Origin of the sequence: Streptomyces tendae, from assembly GCF_008632955.1 — a bacterium.
Classification (GTDB): Bacteria; Actinomycetota; Actinomycetes; order Streptomycetales; family Streptomycetaceae; genus Streptomyces.
The window spans coordinates 461,656-478,070 of record NZ_CP043959.1 but is presented as its reverse complement, the minus strand read 5'-3'; the positions used below and the strand labels follow the sequence as shown (position 1 = coordinate 478,070).

The window sequence follows — 16,415 nt, the reverse complement described above, 5'->3', positions numbered from 1 at the left end:
GGTCCCGCGCCCGGGGACCATGCTGGAGGCAGGACCCGGCGAGGGGCCCCGGACAGTCGAGGTCCCGCGGCCGCCGCCGTCCCTCCGTACGCCAGCCGCGGAGGCCGTGATGACCACCCTGCACCACACACCCGACCTGTTCGCCCTGTCGGAGATCCGCGGACCCGTGCTGCGCCCCGGCGACGACGGCTACGCCGAGGAGGTCACCGGCTTCAACCTGGCCGCCCTGCACACCCCCGACGTGGCCGTGGGGGCGACCGGCGCCGACGACGTGGTGGCCGCGCTGCGCTGGGCGACGGCCACCGGGACGCCCGTGGCCGTCCAGGCGACCGGCCACGGCGCCAACTTCCCCATGGACCACGGACTGTTGATCAGCACCAGGCGGATGACCGGTGTGCGGGTCGACCCGGAGCGCGGCACCGCGACCGTGGCCGCCGGCGCCCGGTGGCGGGACGTGCTGGCGGCGGCCGCACCGCACGGCCTGGCGGCGCTGTGCGGCACCTCCACGCACGTGGGCGCGGTCGGCTACACCGTGGGCGGCGGCCTGCCCGTCCTCGGCCGCGCCCACGGGTACGCCGCCGACCTGGTCCGCTCGTTCCACGTGGTCACCCCGGACGGCACGCTGCACGAGACCGGCCCGGACCGCGAACCGGACCTGTTCCGGGCGCTGCGCGGCGGCAAGGGCAACGTCGGCGTGGTGACGTCGATGGTCACGGAGCTGCTGCCGCTGCGCACCCTGCTCGGCGGCGGGCTCTGGTTCCCCGGCGAGCACGCGGAGGCGGTGCTGTCCGCCTGGTGCGGGTGGATCAGCACGGTGCCGGACGAGATGTGCACGTCGTTCGCGCTGCTGCGGCTGCCGCCGATCCCGCAGATCCCCGAGGCGCTCCGCGGCGGCTTCTGGGCCCGGGTCGCGGTCGCGTGGACCGGCGACCCGGCCGAGGGCGAGGAATGGCTCGCGCCGGTCAGGGCGGCCGCCCCGGTGGCCGTCGACGCCGTGCGAGAGATGCCGTACGCGGACCTGGACCGCATCCACCTGGAGCCGCAGGACCCGCTGCCCGTCCGGGAGTCCTGTCTGCTGCTGCACGAGCTGACGCCGGTGGCGGTCCGGACGTTCCTGGACCAGGTCGGACCCGACGTCCCCGACTGCCCGCTGCTGCTCGCCGAGATCCGGCACATGGGCGGTGCCCTGTCCCGTCCCGCGCGCACCCCGGACGCGATCTGCGCCCGCGACGCGGCCCACCTCCTGCAGTCGGTGGCGGTCGTCGCCACCCCGCCCGACGCGGAGGCCGTCGAGCACGCCACGGCCGCCCTGCACGCCGCGATGTCGCCGTACGGCACGGGCCGCACGATGGTCAACATCCACGGCACCCCGGGCGGGCCCGCCGACCGCGCCCGCGCCTGGACCCCGGAGGTCCACGACGACCTGCGGCGCCTCAAGGACACCTACGACCCCGACGGCCTCCTGCGTTTCGGCCACACCCCTTAGGGCCTGTCCGGCGGATCGCGTATGAAGGTGACCGACGGCGCTTCACGGCCCACCCCGCGTCTTCGGCATGATCCGCCGGAGCGGGCCCCTGAGCCTCGCCGTCCCCGTCACGCTCCCGTGCCGGACAATCTCCTGGTGTCCGCCCGAGCGGGGGCGGGGGCGCCGGCTTCACGGGAAAGGACCGCCATGCGACTGCGCTGTGCCGTGCTCGACGACTTCCAGGACGTCGCCACCACGATCGCCGACTGGAGCCCCGTACGGGACCGGGTGGACGTCACTTCCTTCACCGAGCACTTCACCACGGAGGACGAACTGGCGGCGGCCATGGCCGACTTCGACATCGTGGTGACCCTGCGCGAACGCGTGCCGTTCCCCGCCTCGCTGCTGGACCGGCTGCCCCGGCTGAAGCTGGTCGTCGCGTCCGGCATGCGCAACTCGGTCATCGACTACGCGGCCGCCGAACGCAACGGCGTCACCGTCTGCGGCACCCGCAGCTTCCCCACCCCGCCGGTGGAGCTGACCTGGGCGCTGCTGCTCGGCCTCGCCCGCGGCCTGGTCACCGAGAACAACTCCCTGCGTGCGGGCGGCGCTTGGCAGTCGACGGTCGGCGCCGACCTGCACGGCCGCCACCTCGGCCTGCTCGGACTGGGCAAGATCGGCAGCCGGGTGGCGCGGGTGGGTCTCGCCTTCGGCATGGAGGTCACGGCGTGGAGCCCGCACCTCACCAAGGAGCGCACGGACGAAGTCGGCGTCGAACTCGCCCCGTCCAAAGAGGAGTTGCTGCGCGGCAGCGACTACGTCTCCCTGCACCTCGTCCTGGGCGACACCACCCGGGGCCTGCTCGGCGCCAACGAGTTGGCCCTGATGAAGCCGAGCGCCCACCTGGTCAACACCTCCCGCGCGGGCCTCGTCGACCAGGACGCCCTGCTCGCCGCGCTGCGCGAGGGCCGTATCGCGGGAGCGGCGGTGGACGTCTTCGACACCGAGCCGCTTCCCGCCGGCCACCCCCTGCGCACGGCCCCCCGCCTGCTGGCCACCCCGCACCTCGGGTACGTCTCCGAGCTCAACTACCGCACGTACTACACCGAGGCGGTCGAGAACATCACGGCCTACCTGTCCGGCGCGCCGGTCCGCCGCCTCCACTGAACCCCGGTTGTGGACCTGCCGGCCCGGCCCTCTTTGGCTCTGTCCACCAGACCATGACCACACCAGGCTGGGAGAACCGACGATCTCCCGGAGGTTCTCTTGAGTGTCGCGTTCCTGCTGGCCGCCCTGGTCGTGGTGGTCACCCCCGGCACCGGTGTGGTCTACACGCTCGCCGCCGGACTGTCCCACGGCCGGCGCGCGGGCCTGGTGGCCGCCTTCGGCTGCACGCTCGCCGTCGTACCCCACCTGCTGGCCACCATCACCGGCCTCGCCGCGCTGCTGCACTCCAGCTCCGTCGCGTACGCGGTGGTGAAGTACCTGGGCGCCGCCTACCTGCTGTACATGGCGTGGGCGATGCTGCGCGACAAGGAGGCGTTCACCGTCCGGCCGGAGTCCGAGCCGCGCCCGGCGCTGCGGGTGATCACCTCCGCGGTTCTGATCAACGTGCTGAACCCGAAGCCGGCGCTGTTCTTCGTCGCCTTCCTCCCGCAGTTCGTCCCCGCCGGGTCGTCCGGCTCCGTCGGTCTGATGCTGCGGCTCGGTGCGGTCTTCATGGCGCTGACCTTCGTGGTCTTCGCCGCGTACGGGGTGTCCGCCGCGGCCGTGCGGGACCGTCTGCTGACCAGTCCGAGGCTCACCACCGGTCTGCGCGGGCTGTTCACCGCCTGCTTCGTCGGGCTGAGCATCCGGATGGCGGTGGCGTGATGCGTTTCCGGCACGCCGACGCGATCTGGTCCGCCCACCCGCTGCTCGCGGCGGGCGCCCTCCACGCCGACGGCATCGACGGCACGGCGGACGTGAGGGTGCGGGTGGAGGAGTACACCTCCCGCGCCCGGGAACGGCTGGCCGGCGGATCCGAGAGCCAGTTCCCCGAAGTGCTGGCCTGGCGGCGGGCGTTCGCCCGGATGGGGCTGCGGCCGACGCAGTACCGGTGCGCCTCCGAGTCGCTGCTGCGCCGGCTGCGCAAGGAAGGCACCCTGCCACGCATCCACCCGGTCGTCGACCTGTGCAACGCGATCTCCGTCGCGTACGCCGTCCCCGTCGCCGTGCTCGACGCCGACCGGATCACCGGCCCGCTCCTCGAAGTACGGCCCGCCCACGGCGACGAGGAGTACACGACCTTCGACGGCCGCACCGAGCACCCGGCCCCGGGCGAGGTGACGTACGCCGACTCCGCGGGACGCGCGCACGCCCGCCGCTGGACCAGCCGGCAGAGCGGTCATTCCGCGGTCGGCGACCGCACCCGCCGGATCCTCGTGGTGACGGAGGCCCTGCACGACGGCGCCGCGGACACCGTCGCACGGACCCTGGAGACGATCGCCCGGGAGCTGGCCGCGCACTGGCCGGTCACTCCCGAGACCACGCTGATCGACGCTCTCGACAGGGAGTTCACGCTCGAGGAAACCCCACAGGTGTCCTAGCGGTGCATGGCAGCATGAGTGCGGTGACCGACAGGGACGAGACGGCGCACGGCCCGGCCGCCGCTCCGCACGGCTCGGACTTCCTCCAGCTGCGGGCCGACGACGTACCCGCCGACGGCAAGGCCGACTGGCTCGCGCGGCGGCTTCGGCAGGCGATCACCGACCGCCGGCTGACCGTGGGCAGCAGACTGCCCGCCACCCGGCTGCTCGCCGGCGAACTGCGTGTCTCACGGGGCGTGGTCACCGAGGCGTACCGGCGGCTCGCGGAGGACGGCCACGTCGAGGGCCGCAGGCGTGGGGGCACAGTGGTGGTCGGGGCGCCCCCGCATCCCCTGCCGCCCCGTGCCCGACACGCCGCCGTGGGCTCCCCGTTCGCGCAGGCGCCCGACCCTCGCGTCTTCGACGCGTTGCGCGCCGCCGACGCCCGTATCGACCTCACCCCGGGCCGTCCGGACCTCTCCGCCTTCCCCCGTACGGCCTGGCTGCGCGCCGAACGGGCGGTGCTCGCCGAACTGTCCAGCGCCGACCTGGGGTACGGCGACCCGCGCGGCGCCCCCCGGCTGCGCCGCGCCGTCGCCGACTGGCTGGCGCGCAGCCGTGGGATCGCCGTGGAACCGGACGGCATCCTGATCGTCGCCGGCATCGCCCAGGCGCTCGCCCTGCTGCACCCCGTGCTGCGGGCGGACGGCGTCACGGCCGTCGCGGTGGAGGAACCCGGCTCGCTCGGCACCCGCCAGCACCTGGCGAGCGGCGGGCTGGCCACCCCGCCGGTGCCGGTCGACGCACACGGCCCGGACGTCGGCGCGCTCCGCGACAGCGGTGCCCCCGCGGTCCTGCTCACCCCCGCCCACCAGTTCCCCACCGGCGTGGTGACCAGCGGGGAGCGCCGCCGCGAGCTCCTGCGGTGGGCGGCGGACGGCGGACTGATCCTGGAGGACGACTACGACGCGGAGCACCGCTACGACCGCCCGCCGGTCCCCGCGCTGCGCTCCCTGCTCACCGACCGGCTGTGCTACATGGGCAGCGTCTCCAAACTGCTCGCCCCCGCCCTGCGGATCGGCTGGATGATCCCCCCGCACCGGCACCTGCGGGCGCTGACCGACGCCAAGCGCTTCACCGACCTGGGCAGCGCCGTGCTCCCCCAGCTGGTCCTCGCCCGCCTGATGGAGTCGGGCCACCTGGAGCGCCACCTGCGGCTGCTGCGCGCCCGCCACATCCGCCGCCGGGACGCGATGATCGCGGCGGTCACCGCCCACCTCCCGGGCGCGACGGTCCACGGCGCGGCGGCGGGCCTGCACCTGACGGTGACGTACGACGCCCCGGACGTCCCCGACACCGAACTGGCCGCCACGGCGCTGTCGTTGGGGGTCAAGTGCCACCCACTGTCCTGGCACCGCCAACTCCCCGGCCGCCCCGGCCTGGTCCTCGGCTACGCCGCCGACCCCCCGGACACCCTCACAGAGGGAGTCATCGTCCTCGCCCGGGCCCTACGGTCCCTGACCTGAGGAACCCGCTTCGAGGACCGCCCCGGACCCGCTATGATCCCTCCGTCAGCCTTCGGCGCCCCCAACAGGGCAGCACGGAGGCTTTTTTCATGCCCTACGACAACGCCACGAACGCCCCGGACCCCGCCCCCACGCCCGGTTACCGCGCCCTCCTGGGCAACCGGGAGTTCGCCGGTCTGTACGCCGGCTTCACGCTCACCGTCGCCGCGAGCACCCTGTCCGGCTTCGCGCTCGGCACGCTCGTCGACCGGTCGACCGGCTCGCCGTTCCTGACCGCCGTCAGCATGTACGGCGCGACCTTCGCGACCGTGCTCGGCGCGACGACGCTGATGTCGGTCGCGGACGGCGACCGCCCCGCCGCACCCTCGTCGCGCTCCAGTTCGTCGCGCTGGCGGGCGCCTGCGCACAGGCGGTCCCCGGGCTGCTGCTGGCCGCCCGCTTCGGCCTGCTCCTGCTGCTCGGCTTCTTCCAGTCCCTGAACACCGGCACGCGCATGGGTCTGCTCGCCGAGGTGGTGCCCGCCTCGGCGTACGTCCCGGCGCGGTCGCTGATGAACATCACCGCGGGCGGCACGGCCGTCCTCGGCTTCACCCTCGGCGCCCTCCTGCTGCGTCACCTCCCCCCGCAGGGCCTCTTCCTCACGGCGGCCGCCCTGACCGCGGCCGGTCTGGCCGTCACCGCGGCGACCGTCCGCGAACGCTCCGTCCGCCCGCCCCGCCGCCCCGGCCTGCGCGAGACGTGGACGACCAACGCCGCCCTCCTCTCCCGCTCCGGCCCCCGCGCCCTCCTGCTCAACCTGTGGGTCCCCAACGGCCTGATCGTCGGCTGCGAGGCCTTGTTCATCCCCTACGCCCAGGACCACGCGGGTGTCCTGCTGGCCGCCGCGTCGGCGGGGATGCTGCTGGGCGACCTGACCGTCGGCCGGCTGCTCACCGCGGCGTGGCGGCGCCGCAGCGCGTTCGCCCTGCGTCTGCTGCTCGCCGCCCCGTACCTCCTCTTCGCCCTGCACCCGTCGACGCCCGTGGCGGCGGTCGCGGTGTTCCTGGCCAGTGCCGGTTTCGCGGCCACGCTGCCCCTCCAGGAACGGCTCTTCGCCCTCACCCCGGAGCAGGTGCGCGGCCAGGTGCAGGGCGTCGAGTCCGCCGGCCGCATGACGTGGCAGGGCATCGGGGCCGCGCTCGCGGGTGGCACCGCCCAGTTCCTCTCCCCCGCCACGACGATCACCGCCCTGGCCGCGCTCTCCGTCGCCGTGACGGTCCTCTCCCGCCCCTCCGTGGAGCGCACCGGCCCCTGTCCTTCGCGCCACGCCCACCACGACGGTGACGGTGCGACGGAGCGTCGCCGTCGATGTCGGCGGACGCGGCTAGGTTGCGCGCATGAACGACATCGCCGTTGACGACCGCCGCCTGCCGCCCGCCCTCGCCGAACTGGCCCGCACGCCCATCGACTACGCGGACGGTGAGGGCGTCGACTTCGAGCCCTACGACGCCTTCGACTCGGCGGAGGCAACCACCGAGTGGCTGCGCCAGTGGACGGGGAACCCCGAGCTGGACGGCGACGCCTTCCGTGTGTTCGGCCAGGACGGCACCGGCGGCCTCGCCGCCCTCTGGCGGGTGCGCACCGGCCGTCCCCTCACCGAGCAGCCCGTGGTCTTCCTGGGCTCGGAGGGCGAGACGGGTGTCGTCGCGGGCAACCTCTCCGACTTCCTGTGGGTGCTGGCGGAGGGCATCGGCCCGCTGGAGTCCGTCCTGTACGACGACCATTCTCCGCGCCCCGACGGCGCCCTTCCCGCCCTGGCCGCCCAGCACGCCACGACCCCCCGCCGTCCGGCCCGCACGATCATCTCCGAGGCGCGCTCCGAGTTCCCGGCTTTCGCCGAGTACGTCGACGCCCTGTGCCGCTGACCTCCTCACGCACGCCCGTCAGGCCGACTGGCGTGCGTCACGGGCCGGTTCGGACCGCGCTCGCCGTCCGCCCACCGAAGCCCGTCCCGCCCGGCTCCGGTGCGCGGCGCACCGAGGACCGTGCCGGGCACGGTACGGATGTCACCGCGCATGCCCCCGTCGGTAACAGGCGTGTCCGGGCGGGGGGTCGGACGAAACGGCGGGCGGGCGGGGCGGCTCTTGTGGTGCGGAACGGCCCCACCGACGGGCCGTCACCCCGACCGGCACCGAAACCGACACCGAGGAAGACACCATGTGCGCCCACAAGCTCACCGTCGCCGCCCTGGCCGTCGTCGCGGGCCTCTCGCTCACCGCCTGCCAGAACGAGGACGTCGCCGCCGACCCCAAGCCGGCCACCTCGGCCTCCACCACGAACGGCGGCGACACGGACCAGGCCCAGGAAGGCACGGTCGCCGGGACCGGCAGCAACGAGGACGGCAAGGTGGACGACTGCCGTACCGACGAGCTGGAGGTCACCGCCTCGGACGTCACCATCGACGGCGACACCGTCGGCACCGTCGCGGTGGACTTCACCAACGGCGGTGGCCGTGACTGCGCTCTCACCGGCTACGCGGGCGTCGATCTGAAGACCGATGCGGACTCCCTCTCCGCCGAGCGCACCGGCGAGGAGGCCCCCTCGGTCGTCCTCAAGGACGGCGACAAGGTGTCGTTCGCCGTCACCTACCCGGTCAACGACTCCGGCGGCTCCGGCGTCCGCGTCACGGGCCTGGTCGTGACCCCGCCCGACGAGACCAAGTCCGTCACCCTCGACTGGCCGGGCGGCTCCTCCCAACCGGTCACGGACGGCTCCGGCACCCCGGTGAAGGTCGGCCCGATCGGCAGCGCGGGCCAGGGCGGCTGACCACCCGGACCACCTGGGTGACCTGGGCCGTCAGCCCCCCGTCGTCCCGGCAAGGGCGCGCGACCGGAAGGGCGGCGGGGATGAGCGGACGGGAAGAAACGACGGCGGGGCGTGCCCGAAGGCACGCCCCGCCGTCGACAACCGCGGATCACCTCACGTCGTCGACCGACGTCTCCGCGCCCCCGGCCGCCGCTCGCTGGGCCGGGTGACCGGGTCGCCCGCCTCCAGCGCCGCCAGCCGGCGCCGCGTACCGAAGTCGGCCAGGGCCTCGGCCAGCTTGTGGACCGACGGCTCGGGAGCCATCACGTCCACCCGCAGCCCGTGCTCCTCGGCCGTCTTCGCCGTGGCCGGGCCGATGCACGCGATCACCGTCACGTTGTGCGGCTTGCCCGCGATGCCGACCAGGTTCCGCACCGTCGACGACGAGGTGAACAGCACCGCGTCGAAGCCACCGCCCTTGATCGCCTCACGGGTCTCCGCCGGCGGCGGCGACGCGCGCACGGTGCGGTACGCCGTGACGTCGTCGACCTCCCAGCCCAGCTCGATCAGACCCGCGACCAGCGTCTCGGTGGCGATGTCGGCGCGCGGCAGGAAGACACGGTCGATCGGGTCGAAGACCGGGTCGTACGGCGGCCAGTCCTCCAGCAGACCGGCGGCCGACTGCTCGCCGCTCGGCACCAGGTCCGGCTTCACGCCGAAGGCGATCAGCGCGTTCGCGGTCTGCTCGCCCACCGCCGCGACCTTGATCCCGGCGAAGGCACGGGCGTCGAGCCCGTACTCCTCGAACTTCTCCCGCACCGCCTTGACCGCGTTGACCGAGGTGAAGGCGATCCACTCGTAGCGGCCGGTCACCAGGCCCTTGACGGCACGTTCCATCTGCTGGGGCGTGCGCGGGGGTTCGACGGCGATCGTCGGCACCTCGTGCGGCACGGCCCCGTAGGACCGCAGTTGGTCGGAGAGCGACGCCGCCTGCTCCTTGGTGCGCGGCACGAGCACCTTCCAGCCGAACAGCGGCTTGGACTCGAACCACGCCAGCCGGTCCCGCTGGGCGGCGGCGGAACGCTCGCCGACCACGGCTATCACCGGCCGGCCGCCCTCCGGGGAGGGCAGCACCTTCGCCTGCTTCAGCGTCTGCGCGATCGTGCCGAGCGTCGCCGTCCAGGTGCGCTGCCGGGTCGTGGTGCCCGCGACGGTCACCGTCAGGGGGGTGTCGGGCTTACGTCCGGCGGACACCAGTTCGCCCGCGGCGGCGGCCACCGAGTCCAGCGTGGTGGAGACGACCACCGTGCCGTCCGACGCGCCGACCTCCGTCCAGCACCGGTCGGACGCCGTCCGCGCGTCGACGAACCGCACGTCGGTGCCCTGGGCGTCCCGCAGCGGCACACCGGCGTACGCGGGCACGCCGACCGCGGTGGCGACACCGGGCACGACCTCGAACGGCACCCCGGCCGAGGCGCACGCCAGCATCTCCTCGGCGGCGTACGCGTCCAGTCCGGGGTCGCCTGACACCGCACGGACGACCCGCTTGCCGCCCCGCGCGGCCTCCATGACAAGATGTGCGGCATCCCTCATCGAGGGAACTCCGGCGGTTGTTGACGCGCCGTCAACGACCGTCAGCTGGGGCGTGCCCGTGCCCGGCGCGGACGTGTCCGCGTCCGTGTGCACCTCGGAGACGCCCTGCCTGGCGTGCGTCCGTACGACATCGAGCACGTCGTGCTCGGCGACGAGGACGTCCGCGTTCGCCAGGGCCTCCACGGCGCGCAGGGTCAGCAGTCCCGGATCCCCGGGTCCGGCACCGAGGAAGGTGACGTGCCCTTGTTCCGGAGGGGCGGGAAGAGTGGTGGGGCTCAAAGTGCTCGCTCCCCCATCAGACCGGCCGCGCCCTGCGCGAGCATCTCGGTGGCGAGTTCGCGACCGAGCGCCATCGCCGCCTCGTGCGTCTCGGGTACGGGACCGGTGGTGGACAGCTGCACCAGCGTGGAACCGTCGGTCGAGCCGACGACGCCCCGCAGGCGCATTTCCTTGACAATCTGCCCGTCGACCAGAAGGTCGGCCAACGCACCCACGGGTGCGCTGCAGCCGGCCTCCAGGGCGGCGAGCAGTGACCGCTCGGCCGTCACGGCGGCCCGCGTGAACGGGTCGTCGAGTTCGGCGAGCGCGGCGACGAGTTCCGCGTTGTCCGCGGTGGTCTCGACCGCCAGTGCCCCCTGGCCGGGGGCGGGCAGAACCGTGTCGACCGACAGGAAGTCGGTCACCTCGTCGCTGCGGCCGACCCGGTTGAGCCCGGCGGCCGCCAGCACCACCGCGTCCAGGTCGCCCTTGGTGACGTACCCGATGCGGGTGTCGACGTTGCCCCGGATCGGGACCGTCTCGAAGTCCAGGCCGTGGGTGCGCGCGTACGCGTTCAGCTGCGCCATGCGGCGCGGCGAACCGGTGCCGATGCGCGCTCCGCGCGGCAGGTCGGCGAGCTTCAGCGTGTCCCGCGCGATGATCACGTCCCGCGGGTCCTCCCGTACCGGGATCGCCGCCACGACCAGCTCGTCGGGCTGCGTGGTCGGCAGGTCCTTCAGGGAGTGCACCGCGAAGTCCACCTCGCCGCGTGCCAGCGCCTCCCGCAGGGCGGCGACGAAGACGCCCGTGCCGCCGATCTGCGCGAGGTGCTCGCGCGAGACGTCGCCGTACGTGGTGATCTCGACGAGCTCGACGGGCCGTCCGGTCACCTGGCTCACGGCATCCGCCACCTGCCCGGACTGGGCCATGGCGAGCTTGCTGCGCCTGGTCCCCAGCCTCAGTGCCTTCTCAGTCATCCCGGCCCTCGGTTCTCTGCGTTCTTCTCGGTGCTTTCCTCGGCGCGGGAGACGGAGGCCACCGTCTCGGGGTCGAGGTCGAACAGGGTGCGCAGCGCGTCCGCGTACCCGGCTCCGCCGGGCTCGGCCGCGAGCTGCTTGACCCGGACCGTCGGGGCGTGCAGCAGCTTGTCGACCACCCGGCGCACGGTCTGGGTGATCTCCGCGCGGTGCTTGTCGTCCAGGCCGGGCAGCCGCCCCTCCAGGCGGGCGATCTCACCGGCCACCACGTCGGCCGCCATGGTCCGCAGGGCGACGACGGTCGGCGTGATGTGCGCCGCCCGCTGTGCCGCGCCGAACGCGGCGACCTCGTCGGAGACGATACGCCGGACCTGGTCCACATCGGCAGCCATCGGAGCGTCCGCGGACGCCTCCGCGAGCGATTCGATGTCCACCAGCCGCACGCCGGGCAGGCGGTGCGCCGCCGCGTCGACGTCCCGCGGCATGGCGAGGTCCAGCAGGAAGAGCACGGGCTCCGGCCGCGGCGGCGCGTCCACCGGCTCCGGGCGGCGGCGCTCGGGGATGCGGCCGATCGCGGACGCGGTCGCGGCGAGCGCGCCGATGACCTCGGCGTCCGCCTCGGGGCCGGTGCCGCGGGCGGCGTCCCGCCGGTCGACGGCGGAGCCCGCGGCCCAGGCGCCGTGCTGCTCCAGCGTGGCCGCGTCCATCCCGGCGACGGCCGCCTCCCCCATCACGGAGAAGCCGGGCCGCACCGCGGGCAGGTCCACCGGGCAGCCGTCCTCGGCGGGGGTCTGCGGCTGCGTGGCCGGAGCGCCCTCGCGGGTGTCCTCGTCGGCGACCGCGTCGAGGTCGACGACCGGCATCCCGCCGGCCCTGCCCTCGACGCCCGCGGCAACCATCTCGGCCGTCAGGACCAGGCCCGTGGCCCCCGTGCAGGACACGACCACATCGGCACGTGTCAGCTCGAACGGCACCGATGTCATCGGGACCGCGCGGGCCGCCACGTCCGTGTCGTCCCCCTCGGTGAGGGTCCGCACCAGTCGTTCGGCTCGGTCGGGCGTGCGGTTGGCGACGACGACCTCGGCGACCCCGGCACGCACGAGCGTGGCCGCGGACAGCGAGGACATCGAGCCGGCGCCTATGACCAGGGCTTTCTTGCCCCGGGCCCAGGCCTCGACCGGGGTGCCGAGCGCGAGCTGCTCCAGGCCGAAGGTGACCAGGGACTGCCCGGCGCGGTCGATGCCGGTCTCGGAGTGGGCGCGCTTGCCGACCCGCAGCGCCTGCTGGAACAGGTCGTTCAGCAGCCGGCCGGCGGCGTGCGTCTCCTGCGCCCGGGCGAGCGAGTCCTTCATCTGGCCGAGGATCTGCCCCTCGCCCACGACCATCGAGTCCAGTCCGCAGGCCACCGAGAACAGGTGGTGCACCGCCCGGTCCTCGTAGTGCACATAGAGATAAGGAGTGAGCTCCTCCAGGCCGACCCCGCTGTGCTGGGCGAGCAGCGTGGACAGCTCGGCGACGCCGGCGTGGAACTTGTCCACGTCGGCGTACAGCTCGATGCGGTTGCAGGTGGCGAGGACCGCGCCCTCGGAGGCGGGCTCCGCGGCGACCGTGTCCTGCAGCAGCTTGGTCTGCGCGTCCGCGCTCAGCGACGCCCGCTCCAGCACGCTGACCGGGGCGCTGCGGTGGCTCAGTCCGACGACGAGGAGGCTCATGCCGGCATCACGGCGGGTACGTCCCCGTCGGGTCCCTGGTCGGTGGCGGACTTCTCCCGCGCGGCGGCCGCGGCGGGGGCGCCTGCGGCGGCCTGGGCCGCGACCTCGGCGGCCTCCTCGCCGGCCTTGCGCTGCTCATGGAAGGCGAGGATCTGCAGCTCGATGGAGAGGTCCACCTTGCGCACGTCGACCCCGTCCGGCACGGACAGCACGGTCGGCGCGAAGTTCAGGATGGAGGTGACACCGGCGGCCACGAGCCGGTCGCAGACCTGCTGGGCGGCACCGGCGGGGGTGGCGATGACACCGATGGACACGCCGTTGTCCCGGATGATCGCCTCGAGCTCGTCGGTGTGCTGCACCGGGATCCCGGCGACGGGCTTCCCGGCCATCGCGGGGTCGGCGTCGATCAGCGCGGCGACCCGGAAACCACGGGACGCGAACCCGCCGTAGTTGGCCAGGGCGGCGCCGAGGTTACCGATACCGACGATCACAACCGGCCAGTCCTGCGTGAGGCCCAGTTCACGGGAGATCTGGTACACGAGATACTCGACGTCGTAGCCGACACCCCGGGTGCCGTAGGAGCCCAGGTAGGAGAAGTCCTTGCGCAGCTTCGCGGAGTTGACCCCCGCGGCGGCCGCCAGTTCCTCGGAGGAGACCGTGGGCACCGAGCGCTCGGAGAGCGCGGTCAGGGCGCGGAGGTACAGCGGAAGCCGGGCGACGGTGGCCTCGGGAATCCCTCGGCTACGGGTCGCCGGTCGGTGAGTTCGGCCAGTTGCCACGGTGCTCCTGCGGGTAGAGCGGGGCTTCAGGCGGTCATACGTCCCCGGACCGCCCCGTCGAATGCAGGCTATGTCTTTGTGAACGCGTGCACAAAGATTGTGTCCGATTTGCCCGGCCAACGTGACCGGGGTCACGCGCCCCCGGCGCACGTGGACGGAACCGGCGCACCCGCAGCGCCGTTCCTTTTCTTCTAGGGGCAAAACATCCACTTCCCTCTGTGAATCCCGCCCCCGAGACCAAGTCACCATCGATCCTAAGCGACTTTCCGGCCAGTTTGGACTGGCCGGTCAGTCACTCAGCGCCGCGCGGAGCCGGTCCTCGTTCACACGCCAGAAGGTGTGCTGACGGCCGTCGACCAGCACCACCGGGATCTGCTCCCAGTACCGGTCGTACAGCTCCCGGTCCTCGGTGATGTCCTTCGACTCCCACGGGACGCCGAGGTCGGCGCACACCTTCTCCACCACCACCTGCGCGTCGTCGCACAGATGGCAGCCGGGTTTGCGCACCAGGGTCACGAGCCGGTCCCCCTCGGGCCGGGCGCGACGGAAGAGTGGACTCATGCGGGCCATTCTCCCGCGCGGCACGAGGCCGGGGACAACCGTCGGGACACACGGAGTTCACGACGTCCGTACCTCTCGGCTCCGGAATGGCCTCGCACACTGGCTATGCTCACGCCATGGCCGCTCTCGGATGGCTCACTCCCCGTAGGCGCTCCGCCACGGCGCGGAGCGTGTTGGCAGGCGAGGCCTCGGCGGAGGCCGCACGCAAGTCCACCCAGGAAGTTTCCGAACGCGAACCCGAGTTCCCGGTCCCCGGTGACGAGCGGGCCGCCGCGTTCTTCGACCTGGACAACACCGTGATGCAGGGCGCCGCCCTGTTCCACTTCGGGCGGGGCCTGTACAAGCGGAAGTTCTTCGACACCCGTGAGCTCGCCCGGTTCGCCTGGCAGCAGGCGTGGTTCCGGCTGGCCGGCGTCGAGGACCCCGAGCACATGCAGGAGGCCCGCGACTCGGCGCTCTCCATCGTCCAGGGCCACCGCGTCTCCGAGCTGCAGTCCATCGGCGAGGAGATCTACGACGAGTACATGGCGGAGCGGATCTGGCCCGGCACCCGGGCGCTGGCCCAGGCACACCTCGACGCGGGACAGCGGGTGTGGCTGGTCACCGCCGCCCCGGTGGAGATCGCCACGGTGATCGCCCGCCGGCTCGGCCTGACCGGCGCCCTGGGTACCGTCGCCGAGTCCGTCGACGGCGTGTACACGGGCAAACTGGTCGGCGAGCCGCTGCACGGCCCCGCGAAGGCGGAGGCGGTCCGCGCGCTGGCCCTCGCGGAGGGGCTGGACCTCAGCCGCTGCGCCGCCTACAGCGACTCGCACAACGACATCCCGATGCTGTCGCTGGTGGGCCACCCCTACGCGATCAACCCCGACTCCAAGCTGCGCAAGCACGCCCGCCGGATGGACTGGCGGCTGCGCGACTACCGCACCGGCCGCAAGGCGGCCAAGGTCGGCATCCCGGCGGCGGCCGGCGTGGGCGCGGTGGCCGGGGGCACGGCCGCCGCCATCGCCCTGCACCGCAAGCGCCGCCGACGTCACGCGGCGGGTTCGCGCGCTTGCCCGCCGTGAGCGGGCCGGGCCGCGACACGCCCAATCCGACTGCCGTACCCCGCAACCGCCCCCAGCAGTCCTCTTGGCTGCACACGGCCACAACTCGCCCGGGACTTAACCGGAATACGAAAGCTTCCGGTCACCAATCGGTCAACGGGTCGCCCCTGAACATGCGTCAACCGGTTACGGAAGCGACGTAATCGGTGATTTGAGCAACTGGGTGTAGCAGGGCCTGTACGAAGCGTTATTCTCCTCAGACGCATTCCGGGACCATCCCTTCGTCACGACGGGTGAACGGCCCCGCACTGCACGTGATGGAAGCTCTGCCTCTGGGAGACCCGTGTACCCACACGTCGGGGTTGACGCCTCGGGCCTGGCTACGCTGCGCGCGACAGTCGCGACAGCCCGAGACATGTTGCGCGGAATCGTCCCCCCCGCGTACGCCGTCCCCGCATTCGCCACCGCCCCCGCCGGCCCGTGCTACGCCCTTGCCGAGGGCACGGCCGCGGTCGGCAGACGGGGACGCCCCTCCGGCGCCGCCACCACCCGCCGTCCGGCCGCCGACAGCGACAGCGCCCGGATGATGGACCTCGTGGAGCGCGCCCAGGCGGGCGAGGCGGAGGCGTTCGGCCGGCTCTACGACCAGTACAGCGACACCGTCTACCGCTACATCTACTACCGGGTCGGCGGGAAGGCGACCGCCGAGGACCTCACCAGCGAGACCTTTCTGCGGGCCCTGCGCCGCATCGGCACCTTCACCTGGCAGGGCCGCGACTTCGGCGCCTGGCTGGTGACCATCGCCCGCAACCTCGTCGCCGACCACTTCAAGTCCAGCCGCTTCCGTCTCGAGGTCACCACCGGCGAGATGCTCGACGCCAACGAGGTCGAGCGCTCCCCCGAGGATTCCGTTCTCGAGTCCCTGTCCAACGCCGCCCTCCTCGATGCCGTACGACGGCTCAACCCCCAACAGCAGGAGTGCGTCACGCTCCGGTTCCTCCAGGGGCTGTCCGTCGCCGAGACCGCCCGCGTCATGGGCAAGAACGAGGGCGCGATCAAGACCCTCCAGTACCGGGCCGTCCGCACACTCGCCCGACTGCTCCCGGACGACGCCCGCTGACGCACCCTCCACCGGGCGGCACGCTCGGCG

Annotated in this window: 14 protein-coding genes and 1 pseudogene; 10 read left to right on the top strand and 5 right to left on the bottom strand. The window is 73.2% G+C overall.

Annotated elements, in window-relative coordinates:
* Positions 1-109: 109 nt before the first annotated feature.
* The 8 genes and pseudogenes from F3L20_RS02270 (at position 110) to F3L20_RS02235 (ending at position 8,363) form a co-directional block, all read left to right on the top strand.
* Positions 110-1,486, top strand: coding sequence for an FAD-binding oxidoreductase (locus F3L20_RS02270; RefSeq protein ID WP_150151669.1), 1,377 nt, complete (start codon positions 110-112; stop codon positions 1,484-1,486).
* Between the two features lie 186 nt (positions 1,487-1,672).
* On the top strand, positions 1,673-2,632 hold the full coding sequence (locus F3L20_RS02265) for a D-2-hydroxyacid dehydrogenase family protein (RefSeq protein ID WP_150151666.1): 960 nt from the start codon (positions 1,673-1,675) through the stop codon (positions 2,630-2,632).
* Between the two features lie 99 nt (positions 2,633-2,731).
* Positions 2,732-3,337, top strand: a complete 606-nt coding sequence (locus F3L20_RS02260) for a LysE family translocator (protein ID WP_145829628.1) — start codon at positions 2,732-2,734, stop codon at positions 3,335-3,337.
* Positions 3,337-4,053 (top strand): B3/B4 domain-containing protein, encoded by a 717-nt coding sequence (locus F3L20_RS02255; protein ID WP_150151663.1) that lies wholly within the window; start codon positions 3,337-3,339, stop codon positions 4,051-4,053. Before F3L20_RS02260 ends, F3L20_RS02255 begins: the two co-directional genes overlap by 1 nt.
* Positions 4,054-4,067: 14 nt before the next feature.
* Positions 4,068-5,558, top strand: coding sequence for a PLP-dependent aminotransferase family protein (locus tag F3L20_RS02250; RefSeq protein ID WP_150151660.1), 1,491 nt, complete (start codon positions 4,068-4,070; stop codon positions 5,556-5,558).
* An 89-nt stretch (positions 5,559-5,647) separates the two neighbouring features.
* A pseudogene (locus F3L20_RS34380) lies at positions 5,648-6,954 on the top strand (hypothetical protein).
* Complete coding sequence (locus F3L20_RS02240) at positions 6,935-7,462, top strand: SMI1/KNR4 family protein (RefSeq protein WP_150151657.1); 528 nt, start codon at positions 6,935-6,937, stop codon at positions 7,460-7,462. The pseudogene F3L20_RS34380 and the gene F3L20_RS02240 overlap by 20 nt, the downstream one beginning before the upstream one ends.
* Before the next feature lie 292 nt (positions 7,463-7,754).
* On the top strand, positions 7,755-8,363 hold the full coding sequence (locus F3L20_RS02235) for a DUF4232 domain-containing protein (protein ID WP_150151654.1): 609 nt from the start codon (positions 7,755-7,757) through the stop codon (positions 8,361-8,363).
* A gap of 153 nt (positions 8,364-8,516) precedes the next feature.
* Here the strand turns inward: F3L20_RS02235 and F3L20_RS02230 are convergent, their stop codons facing one another.
* From F3L20_RS02230 to F3L20_RS02210, 5 genes are all read right to left on the bottom strand, one after another.
* On the bottom strand, positions 8,517-10,214 hold the full coding sequence (locus F3L20_RS02230) for a uroporphyrinogen-III synthase (RefSeq protein ID WP_150151651.1): 1,698 nt from the start codon (positions 10,212-10,214) through the stop codon (positions 8,517-8,519).
* Positions 10,211-11,170: a hydroxymethylbilane synthase gene (gene hemC, locus F3L20_RS02225; RefSeq protein WP_150151648.1), complete on the bottom strand. Its 960-nt coding sequence runs from the start codon at positions 11,168-11,170 to the stop codon at positions 10,211-10,213. The genes F3L20_RS02230 and hemC overlap by 4 nt, the downstream gene beginning before the upstream one ends.
* Positions 11,167-12,882, bottom strand: a complete 1,716-nt coding sequence (locus F3L20_RS02220) for a glutamyl-tRNA reductase (protein ID WP_150151645.1) — start codon at positions 12,880-12,882, stop codon at positions 11,167-11,169. The genes hemC and F3L20_RS02220 overlap by 4 nt, the downstream gene beginning before the upstream one ends.
* Positions 12,879-13,661 (bottom strand): redox-sensing transcriptional repressor Rex, encoded by a 783-nt coding sequence (locus F3L20_RS02215; RefSeq protein ID WP_150151642.1) that lies wholly within the window; start codon positions 13,659-13,661, stop codon positions 12,879-12,881. The genes F3L20_RS02220 and F3L20_RS02215 overlap by 4 nt, the downstream gene beginning before the upstream one ends.
* Positions 13,662-13,949: 288 nt before the next feature.
* Positions 13,950-14,222, bottom strand: coding sequence for a glutaredoxin family protein (locus tag F3L20_RS02210; RefSeq protein ID WP_167534446.1), 273 nt, complete (start codon positions 14,220-14,222; stop codon positions 13,950-13,952).
* A 116-nt stretch (positions 14,223-14,338) separates the two neighbouring features.
* Between F3L20_RS02210 and F3L20_RS02205 the strand changes: the two genes are divergently transcribed.
* Both F3L20_RS02205 and F3L20_RS02200 read left to right on the top strand, forming a co-directional pair.
* Positions 14,339-15,286, top strand: a complete 948-nt coding sequence (locus F3L20_RS02205) for an HAD family hydrolase (RefSeq protein WP_150151639.1) — start codon at positions 14,339-14,341, stop codon at positions 15,284-15,286.
* Between the two features lie 322 nt (positions 15,287-15,608).
* Entirely contained in the window at positions 15,609-16,385 is a 777-nt protein-coding gene (locus F3L20_RS02200) for an ECF subfamily RNA polymerase sigma factor, BldN family (RefSeq protein WP_150151636.1), read from the top strand.
* The last annotated feature ends 30 nt before the right edge of the window (positions 16,386-16,415 follow it).

Excerpts from the sequence above, each read along its gene's own strand:
- F3L20_RS02270 (WP_150151669.1), top strand. The coding sequence starts at position 110 with ATGACCACCCTGCACCACACACCCGACCTGTTCGCCCTGTCGGAGATC.
- F3L20_RS02265 (WP_150151666.1), top strand. The coding sequence starts at position 1,673 with ATGCGACTGCGCTGTGCCGTGCTCGACGACTTCCAGGACGTCGCCACC.
- F3L20_RS02255 (WP_150151663.1), top strand. The coding sequence starts at position 3,337 with ATGCGTTTCCGGCACGCCGACGCGATCTGGTCCGCCCACCCGCTGCTC.
- F3L20_RS02250 (WP_150151660.1), top strand. The coding sequence starts at position 4,068 with ATGAGTGCGGTGACCGACAGGGACGAGACGGCGCACGGCCCGGCCGCC.
- F3L20_RS02240 (WP_150151657.1), top strand. The coding sequence starts at position 6,935 with ATGAACGACATCGCCGTTGACGACCGCCGCCTGCCGCCCGCCCTCGCC.
- F3L20_RS02235 (WP_150151654.1), top strand. The coding sequence starts at position 7,755 with ATGTGCGCCCACAAGCTCACCGTCGCCGCCCTGGCCGTCGTCGCGGGC.
- hemC (WP_150151648.1), bottom strand. The coding sequence starts at position 11,170 with ATGACTGAGAAGGCACTGAGGCTGGGGACCAGGCGCAGCAAGCTCGCC.
- F3L20_RS02220 (WP_150151645.1), bottom strand. The coding sequence starts at position 12,882 with ATGAGCCTCCTCGTCGTCGGACTGAGCCACCGCAGCGCCCCGGTCAGC.
- F3L20_RS02210 (WP_167534446.1), bottom strand. The coding sequence starts at position 14,222 with ATGAGTCCACTCTTCCGTCGCGCCCGGCCCGAGGGGGACCGGCTCGTG.
- F3L20_RS02205 (WP_150151639.1), top strand. The coding sequence starts at position 14,339 with ATGGCCGCTCTCGGATGGCTCACTCCCCGTAGGCGCTCCGCCACGGCG.